General features: G+C 68.1%; 10 protein-coding genes and 2 pseudogenes. All 12 read left to right on the top strand.

Annotated features, from left to right (window positions below; translation table 11 throughout):
* Positions 1-317 (top strand): annotated as a pseudogene (locus tag VFG33_RS06990) (hypothetical protein); the annotation flags it as partial.
* Positions 318-380: 63 nt separating this feature from the next.
* Complete coding sequence (locus tag VFG33_RS06985) at positions 381-1,109, top strand: hypothetical protein (protein WP_325023618.1); 729 nt, start codon at positions 381-383, stop codon at positions 1,107-1,109.
* The gene (locus VFG33_RS06980; RefSeq protein WP_325023616.1) at positions 1,109-1,936 is read left to right on the top strand and encodes a CpaE/TadZ family protein; all 828 of its coding nucleotides are present in this window, start codon (positions 1,109-1,111) and stop codon (positions 1,934-1,936) included. The genes VFG33_RS06985 and VFG33_RS06980 overlap by 1 nt, the downstream gene beginning before the upstream one ends.
* Positions 1,933-3,243: a TadA family conjugal transfer-associated ATPase gene (locus VFG33_RS06975; protein ID WP_325023614.1), complete on the top strand. Its 1,311-nt coding sequence runs from the start codon at positions 1,933-1,935 to the stop codon at positions 3,241-3,243. Before VFG33_RS06980 ends, VFG33_RS06975 begins: the two co-directional genes overlap by 4 nt.
* Before the next feature lie 11 nt (positions 3,244-3,254).
* A complete protein-coding gene (locus tag VFG33_RS06970) occupies positions 3,255-4,160 on the top strand; it encodes a type II secretion system F family protein (protein ID WP_325023612.1) in 906 nt (301 codons plus the stop codon).
* Positions 4,157-5,077 carry a type II secretion system F family protein gene (locus VFG33_RS06965; protein ID WP_325023610.1) on the top strand — a complete coding sequence of 307 codons (921 nt, stop codon included), beginning with the start codon at positions 4,157-4,159 and terminating at the stop codon, positions 5,075-5,077. The genes VFG33_RS06970 and VFG33_RS06965 overlap by 4 nt, the downstream gene beginning before the upstream one ends.
* Before the next feature lie 108 nt (positions 5,078-5,185).
* A complete protein-coding gene (locus tag VFG33_RS06960; RefSeq protein ID WP_325023608.1) occupies positions 5,186-5,404 on the top strand; it encodes a hypothetical protein in 219 nt (72 codons plus the stop codon).
* Positions 5,405-5,453: 49 nt separating this feature from the next.
* Positions 5,454-5,834, top strand: coding sequence for a TadE family protein (locus VFG33_RS06955; RefSeq protein ID WP_325023606.1), 381 nt, complete (start codon positions 5,454-5,456; stop codon positions 5,832-5,834).
* A 7-nt stretch (positions 5,835-5,841) separates the two neighbouring features.
* Positions 5,842-6,384, top strand: coding sequence for a TadE/TadG family type IV pilus assembly protein (locus VFG33_RS06950; protein WP_325023604.1), 543 nt, complete (start codon positions 5,842-5,844; stop codon positions 6,382-6,384).
* Positions 6,368-7,177, top strand: coding sequence for a Tad domain-containing protein (locus VFG33_RS06945; protein ID WP_325023602.1), 810 nt, complete (start codon positions 6,368-6,370; stop codon positions 7,175-7,177). Before VFG33_RS06950 ends, VFG33_RS06945 begins: the two co-directional genes overlap by 17 nt.
* Positions 7,178-7,223: 46 nt before the next feature.
* Positions 7,224-7,871, top strand: a complete 648-nt coding sequence (locus tag VFG33_RS06940; RefSeq protein WP_325023601.1) for a hypothetical protein — start codon at positions 7,224-7,226, stop codon at positions 7,869-7,871.
* Between the two features lie 108 nt (positions 7,872-7,979).
* Positions 7,980-8,321, top strand: a pseudogene (locus VFG33_RS06935) (hypothetical protein); the annotation flags it as partial.

Here is an 8,321-nt window from a genome sequence, read left to right as displayed (position 1 = left end):
GGCTGATCCAGCGGATCCGCGGTCGCTCCTCGTCGAAACCGGTCGAGCTGGACCAGCACGGCGTACCGGTTGATCTTTCAGCTACAGAGACCGGGCCGCGGCTCGATCAGCCCGTGAACTCCGCCGTGACCCTGGTCGAGGGGCGGGTGCTGGCCGCTGAGCTGGCTGGCCTGGGGGAGTGGCAGGGAGAGCTCGGCCGGTCGCTGCAGGCGCTGTACGGCTATCTCGACGAGCTGTACGGCGGTCCTGGCTCGTTCACCGAACTGCTGACCCCGGCAGAGCGCGAGCAGGTCGCTGCTGGAGCACCAAGCCGGTAACAGCCTTGCCACAGGGCGGACCTGTGGACGCGGTTGGTACCCAGTGGCCATTACGGTAGGCCCGTGAGTTTCTCGTCCTCCTCTCGTCCCTCGCCCGCCGGCGCCCGCGCTTCAGGCAAGGCGCCAGGCTCGAACCGACTCCCCAGCGGTCGCGAGCGCCGTCCCGCGCTGGCCGCGCTGGCGGTGATCCTGATCCTGCTCGGCGCCGCCGGGTCGGCGCTGATCGCGCTGCGCACCGGCGACCGGGTGAACTACGTCGCCATCACCGCCGAAGGTGGGCTTCCACCCGGGCACAAGATCGTGCAGAAGGATCTGGGCAGCGGCGACCTCGCCGGAGCCACCAGAGCGCTGGTGCCGTACTCCGAGGTCAGCAGCCTGATCGGCCAGTACACGACCACCCGACTGTACGAGAACCAGTACGTGACGTCGGGCAACTTCACCTCGAAGCCGATCCCGGACGGCGGTGCGCTAGTCGGCGTCAGTCTGGAGAACGGCCGCGCGCCGTCCGAATCGATCGAGGCGGATGACATCGTCCGGATCATCCGGGTGCCTGCCGCGAACCAGGACGCGGGCGTGCCGACGGTCCTGGTCGGGGCGGCCGTGGTGACCTCCAGCGAAGGCAAACTCACCGACGCGAAGACGAGTGCGAACACCACGCTGAACGTGACGGTACTGGTGCCGACCTCGGATTCGACCGCGGTGGCTGCCGCGGCCGCCGCGAAGACGCTGGTCCTGGTGAAGTTGTCTAAGGCCACCAAACCCGAGATCTCCCGCGACAGTGGAGCCAATTGATGGCACTCGTCGCATTGGCGAGCGCGAAGGGTTCGCCTGGGGTCACCACTGCCGGTTTGGTGCTTGGCGCGCTCTGGCCGCGGCAGGTGCTGCTGGCCGAGTGTGACCCGTCCGGCAGTGACGTGGCGATCCGGATGACCGCGCCTGGTGGTCAGCCGCTGAACTCCGACCGCGGACTCGTCAGCCTGGCCGCCGCCGGCCGCAAGGGTCTCGGCGACGAGGTGATCCTGGCCCACAGCCAGCAGCTCGACGGTGGCCTGGACGTGATGGTCGGTGTCCGCTCAGCTGAGCAGATCGGTGGCATGGGTGGCCTCTGGCAACCATTGGGCATCTCGTTCAACCAGATGCACAGTGCGGATGTCATTGCCGACTGTGGACGGATCGGACCGGCCTCGCCGCAGCTGCCCGTAGTACAGGCTGCTCGGCTCGTTGTGCTCGTCTGTACTGCGACCGGCTCGTCCGTCGCGCATCTCCGCGAGCGACTGTCGTCCCTGGTTCACCACGTGGATGCGCAGCTGGGAGTCATGGTCGTCGCGGACCCGAAGCGACGCGACGGCGTGAAGCAGGTGTGGTCCGTGCTGGACGCGATGTCCGTGCAGGTCCGGCACCGTTGGCACCTGGCCTACGACCCGGCCGGGGCAGCCTTCTTCGACGGCCGCGGACACGGCCGGCTGGACCGTACTCCGTTGATCCGCACCGCGACCGAGATCGCGGGGGAGATGGCGGCGCTGGTCGGCGGGTCCGCGCAGCACGAGTTCGACATGGCGCAGGCCGCGTTCCCGGCGGGCGCGCACGCCGCGCCTGGGGAGTGGGAGGGCCGGCGATGATCACCGATCAGGAGCTGGTCCGCAAGCTCCGGGTACAGGTCGCCGAGCGGCTGAACGAGCAGCGTCGCCGCGACCAGGCGAACGGCGTACCGCCGATGAGCGCGGAGGACGAGCGCGAGTACGCGCGGTCGCTGATCGTCCAGGTGCTCGAGGACCACGCCCGGTACGAGCTGGCCGAGGGGCGGACGCCACCGACGCCGGAGGACGACGCCCAGATCGCCGGCGCGATCCACTCCGCGCTGTTCGGCGTCGGCCGGCTGCAGCCACTGCTCGACGATCTCGACGTCGAGAACATCGACATCAACGGCTATGACCAGGTCTTCGTGCAGTACGGCGACGGCCGGGAAGAACGCCCCGGCCCGGTCGCGGACAACGACGAGGAACTGGTCGAACTGATCCAGGTGCTCGCCGCCCACGCGGGACTGACGAGCCGTCCGTTCGACTCCGCCAACCCGCAGCTCGACCTGAGGCTGCCCGACGGTTCCCGGTTGTCAGCGGTGATGGGGGTGACGTCGCGGCCGGCGGTCTCCATTCGGCGGTCCCGGCTCGGGCGCGTGTTCCTGCAGGATCTGGTTGCCAACGGCACCATGTCGGAGGACATCGCGTCCTTCCTGCGGGCCGCCGTTGCCGCCCGCAAGAACGTGATGATCGCGGGCGCGACGAACTCCGGCAAGACCACGCTGCTGCGAGCGCTGGCGAACGAGATCCAGCCGCACGAGCGGTTGATCACCGTGGAGCGCTCGCTCGAGCTCGGCCTGGGCGAGTTCAAGGATCTGCACCCGAACGTGGTCGCGTTCGAGGAACGGCTGCCGAACTCCGAAGGCGTCGGCCAGGTCGACATGGCCGACCTGGTCCGCCGCTCGCTGCGGATGAACCCCAGCCGCGTCATCGTCGGTGAGGTCCTGGGCGACGAGATCGTCACCATGCTGAACGCGATGAGCCAGGGCAACGACGGCTCACTGTCGACGATCCACTCGAACAGCTCGATGGAGGTGTTCAACCGGATCAGTACGTATGCGATCCAGGCGTCGGAGCGGTTGCCGATGGAGGCCACCCAGATGCTGATCTCCGGTGCGCTCGACTTCGTCGTCTTCGTCCGCAAGCAGAACGACTACCAGCACGGCGGCACGCTCAGCCGCTACATCGAGAGCGTGCGCGAGGTGACCGGCTGGGACGGCCGGGTGCTGTCCGGCGAGGTGTTCGCACCGGGACCGGAAGGCCGGGCCGCCGCGCACGCTCCGATCGCCTGCATGGACGAGCTCGAACACTTCGGCTACCAGCCGCTGGTGCACGGACGCTGGGCGTGAGGTGAGCTCCGATGAATAGCGATACCTTGCTGGCATTGCTCTGCGGCGCGACGGTCGGTGGCGCTTTGCTGCTGCTCGTCGTCGCGTTGCGCGGCACCGAGCCACGCGAATCGACGCCGTCGCTGTTCAAGCGAGGCAGCACTGTCGAGAGCCGCAAGCAGCTGGTCAGGATCGGCGCCGGAGTCGGTGTCGGTCTGGTCGTCCTCGTGGTGACCCGCTGGCTGGTGCTTGCCGCCGCACTGGGTCTGCTCGCCGCGCTGGCCGACCGGTTCTTCGGCGGTACCGGTGAGGAGCGTCGCGCGATCGAACGGCTGGAAGCGCTCGCGACCTGGACCGAGGCACTGCGCGACACCATCGCCGGCGCGGTCGGCCTGGAGCAGGCGATCCCCGCGACCGCGGTGAACGCCGCCCCGGCGATCAAGCCGGGCCTGAACCTCCTGGTGGATCGGCTCCGGATCCGCGAACCGTTGCCCTCGGCCCTGTTGCGCTTCGCCGACGACCTCGACGACCCGTCGGCGGACCTGATCGTCGCTGCACTGGTGCTGAACGCCCGCCTGCGCGGACCCGGTCTGCGCGAGGTCCTGACCGCCCTGGCGGACTCGGCCCGCGAGGAACTCGACGTACGCCGGAAGGTGGCTGCCGAGCGACGGTCCACCCGCCGGAGTGTCCAGGTGGTGGTCGCGATCACGCTGCTGGTCGCCGCCGCTCTGGTGTTGTTCAACCCGGCCTACGTCGCGCCGTACACGAGCTTCATCGGCCAGTTCGTGCTCTTCATCGTGATCGCCCTGTACGCCGTGGGGCTGGTCTGGCTGCGGCGCCTCGCCAAGATCGAGGTGCCTGAACGATTCCTGATCGGCGGCACCGACCGGCGGGCCCGCAAAGCCGGCGACGACCGGATGGAGGTGGTGGGCGGATGACCTGGGCCTTCATCACGGGCGGCCTGGTGGGCGCCGGCGTGTATCTCTTGGTGCGGTTGTTCATCAAGCCGTCGACCAACGTGCTGTCCACGATCGCGCGGATCGACGCCGGCCGCTCGGGCTATTCGACCGCATCCACCGCGAGCGCCGCGGGAGAGCGTGTTCTCGGTGGGGTCGACAAGGCCCGCGAGACCCTCGGCCGGCGGCTCGAGCACGAGGCGAACGCCCGCGGCTGGCATTTCGGCCGGCTGCGGCGGGACCTCGCGGTGATGAACCAGCCGTTCGCGGCGATGCTGGCGACCAAGGTGTTCTTCGCCCTGGGCGCGATGATCTTCATCCCGATCGTGCTGTTCCTGTTCGAGATGCTCGGCTTCGGCGTTCCCGGCGCGACCCCGGCGATCGTCACCCTGGCCGCGATGACGTTCGCGTTCTTCCTGCCAGACCTGGCTTTGCGCCAGGAGGCGGAGGAGCGGCGGCGTGACTTCCGGCACGTGGTCGGCAGCTTCCTCGACCTGGTCGCGATGAACCTGGCCGGTGGCCGCGGGTTGCCGGAGGCACTGATGACCGCCTCCACGATCGGCGACCACTGGGCGATGGCGAGAATCCGCCAGGCGCTGGCGAACGCCCGCCTGATCGGTATCACCCCGTGGGACGCGATGGCCCGGCTGGGCGACGACCTCGGCGTGGACGAACTCCGCGACCTGGCCTCAGCACTGGCCCTGGCCGGCGACGAGGGCGCGAAGATCCGCGCCTCACTCCTCGCCCGGGCCGCATCACTGCGCCGCAAAGAACTCGCGGACGTCGAAGGAAAGGCAGGAGAACGCTCTCAATCCATGCTGGTCGCCCAGCTGGTGATGTGCGCCGCCTTCATGCTCTTCCTCGGCTACCCCGCCGGCGCCGCCATCCTCGGAAGTTAACCCGCGATGGAACGTGGGCAAAGGGATCCGTGGGCGGAAATGGTCCGTCGTACAGGGCATACTGAGGCCTGATCCGGGGCTCAGTACCAAACAGGGAAGGCAAACCTGATGAACGTGGAAGTGCAGTTCGTGCGCGCGATGGTCGGCTACGCGCTGGCGCGGGCCCACAACCAACGGGCCCGGGCCCGGAGCGGACGCAATGAACTCGGCGCGTCCGCGCTGGAGTGGGCGATCATCTCGGCCATCCTCGTCGCCGCCGCGCTGGCGATCGGCCTGGTGGTGCGCAGCGTGATCGACAAGCGCACAGGCGAGATCCAGAAGGGCTGACGCTTTGTCGCGGGCACCTCGCCGGCGGTCCGAAAGGGGAGCCAGCTCTTTGGAGCTGGCGATCCTCGCGCCGACGATCCTGGCGCTGATCTTCATCTCGATCCAGACCGCCCTCTGGTTGTACGGGCGGTCGGTGGCGCTGAACGCGGCGCAGGAAGGAGTCTCCCGCTTGAGACTCGTTCAGCCGCCCCTCTACAGTCCCGCGCTGGGGGAGAAGGTCCGGGCCGACATCGAGGCGTACGCGCAACAGTTGGGCGGCGGCAACTCTCTCGGCGACGTGGAGGTGCCGCCACCGGCGTACAACGATCCGGAGGGGATGGTGTCGTTCACGGTTAAAGGCAAGACCATCTCGCTGGTACCGGGGCTGGACCTGGACGTCACCCGGACCGCCACCGGCCCGATCGAGCAGTTCGAAGCCGACGACGAGTGAGTGAGGCATGAACCTACTGGGGAAGCACGGCTCGCGCCCCAGCCGTGCGCGAGGGCTTCGCCGCGCCCTGCCCGGTCGCGTCCCGTCGGGTCGCGTCCCGTCGGGCCGCGTCCTGTCCGGTCGCGCGCGGCGGAGTGAGCGCGGCACGATGGCGCTGGAGATGGTGATCCTCGCGCCCATCCTGCTGATCCTGTTCATGTTCCTGCTCGCCTGCGGCCGCTACTTCCAGACCTCGTCCCTGCTCGAGAACGCCGCCCGCGACGGCGCCCGCTCCGCCAGCCAGGCCCGCTCATTGGGCGACGCGCAGACCCGCGTAGACGAGGCAGTCACCCGCACGATGGACCAGGCAGTCGCATCCTGCAAAGCCTCCGCTGCAGGCTCCATCACCACGGCCTTCACCGCCGGTACTCCGCTGTCCGTCGAGGTCACGTGCACCATCGACTACCGCGACCTCGGCCTCCTCGGCATCGGCGGCGACACCACGATCACCAAGCAGTTCTCCTCGTCCCTGGACCCGTACCGCGGTATCCGCGATGGCGACACACCCTGACCGCGGCCGCATCCTCGCCTTCCTGCGAGTAGATGCCCCGCGCAACCACCAGACCCCCGGCCCGCACCGAGGCGCCCTCAGCCCTGCGGTAGCGATCCTCGCCGTGATGATCTTCACCCTGGCCGGCCTCGTCATCGACGGAGGCCGCCAACTAGGCGCCAAGTCCCGAGCAGTCGGCTACGCCCAAGAAGCCGCCCGCGTAGGCGCCGCAGCTATCGACCTCAACGTCAACGAAGCAAAGATCGACACGGCCAAGGCAAACACGGCGGTGGCGGGCTTCTGCGCGCAGGTGACGTCGAACGACTCTGCGGTCACCCAATGCGGAACCACCAAGCTGACAGACGAGGATCTCGCTGTAGAGGTGACGATCAGCAACAAGACCACCTTCCTCGGCATGGTCGGCATCGGCAGCCTCGACGCCCGCGGCACCGGCGAGGCCCACGCCGAACAGGGCATCAAGAAGGCCGACGAGACGCCGCAGATCCCTCCCGTCGTCGTGCTCACCCAGACCGAGGGACCGGGCGCGCCAACCGAAACAGCCGTCTCGCCGCCGATCGACATCCCTTGTCCGACCTGGACGGTCGGCGAGCCGTCGCCGACTCCGGACTTCCCCCTGCCGAACCCGACAACCTGTACGCCGAACGTGACGCCGACCCCGAGTCCCGACCCGAGCGACACGACTGCACCGCCCGAGCCGCCGAATACGAGTAAGCCCACGGAGCCGCCGGGTGGCGGAGGGCCAGGCAACACGGTCGCCCCGCGCCACTCGGCGCCACCGAGTGGCGGGAGATAGCCGGCATGATGCGTCAATTTCCGCTGTCCCTGAAGGAGTCTTCGTCGTGAGAGGTCTAGGCGTTCCCGCGGCCGTGCTGGCCTGCACGCTGCTGCTGGCCGGCTGCGGTGGCAGCGGCAACAACGACGGCGGCCTGCCCACGCCTGCGGACGGCGGTGGTTCGGAGGGGGCGACGGCCACGAGTGAGACTCCTGCACCGAGCACGACGGCGACCGGCAAGCCAAGCAGCCCGGTCAAGACGCCGGCGGCGCCGAAAGCTCAGGTGATTGTTGTTCCCGGGAACTTCGCGGACAACCCTGCCGTCCAAGGGCTCGTTGCGAAGTACCCGATCTACTACAAGGCACTGGTGGACCGCAACGACAAGGTCATCAAGGACACGTTCCCGTCCTTCTTCTACCTGGACGTGACGAACAGCATCCAGCTCGCCAAGTCCAGTGGATGGGTGATGCGTCCGCCGGGCAGCGTGGTGGTGATGAGTGTGGTCCAGCGTCCGTACAAGGTGGTCAGGCTCAACCTCTGTGTATCGCAGCGCACGCAGTACTGGAATCCGAAGGCGAAGAAGTGGGCGAAGGTGGCACCGAAAGGCAAGCCTGAGGTGATCGACATGGTGCAGACAGGGCTGGGCTGGGCGATGTACCGCAAGCTTGAGCCCGAGAAGGCGTACAGCTGCGCCGTTGTACGGTTTCCGGCCTAGGCCAGAACTAGGATGGATAATCAGCGGCTGGTTCCAGGCGCGCGCAAGAAGGGCATGATGCCCCCGCTCGGCGATAACCTGCCAACAGGACGAGACTCAGGAGTGAGGATGCGCAACCGGGTGAGCCGTGGGTTCATTGCCTTGAGCACCGTGCTCGCGCTGCTGATGCTCTGGCCCGCATCGATCGCGAACGCCGACACCATTCACTACCCCCGTGGCGTGTGCAACATGTACGTGAACTCGAACGGGTTCGGTGCCTACTGCAGCGGAGGGTTTCTCGGCGCGAAGAAATCCTCATGGAGCGAGATGCTCGGTCAGAGGCCGTTCGTTCCGTGTCGGGACTTCAAGGTCCCGCAGGGGATCACGATGCCGGCCCCGCCGGAGGGAAAGCAGTGGCGTCTCCGCCTGACGATCGTCGATTACGACCTCCAGGATGCCGATACACCCGGC

This window comes from Kribbella sp. (assembly GCF_035687465.1).
Taxonomy (GTDB): Bacteria; Actinomycetota; Actinomycetes; order Propionibacteriales; family Kribbellaceae; genus Kribbella.
The sequence above is the reverse complement of the archived record's forward strand: the minus strand, read 5'-3'. Positions and strand labels throughout refer to the sequence as shown.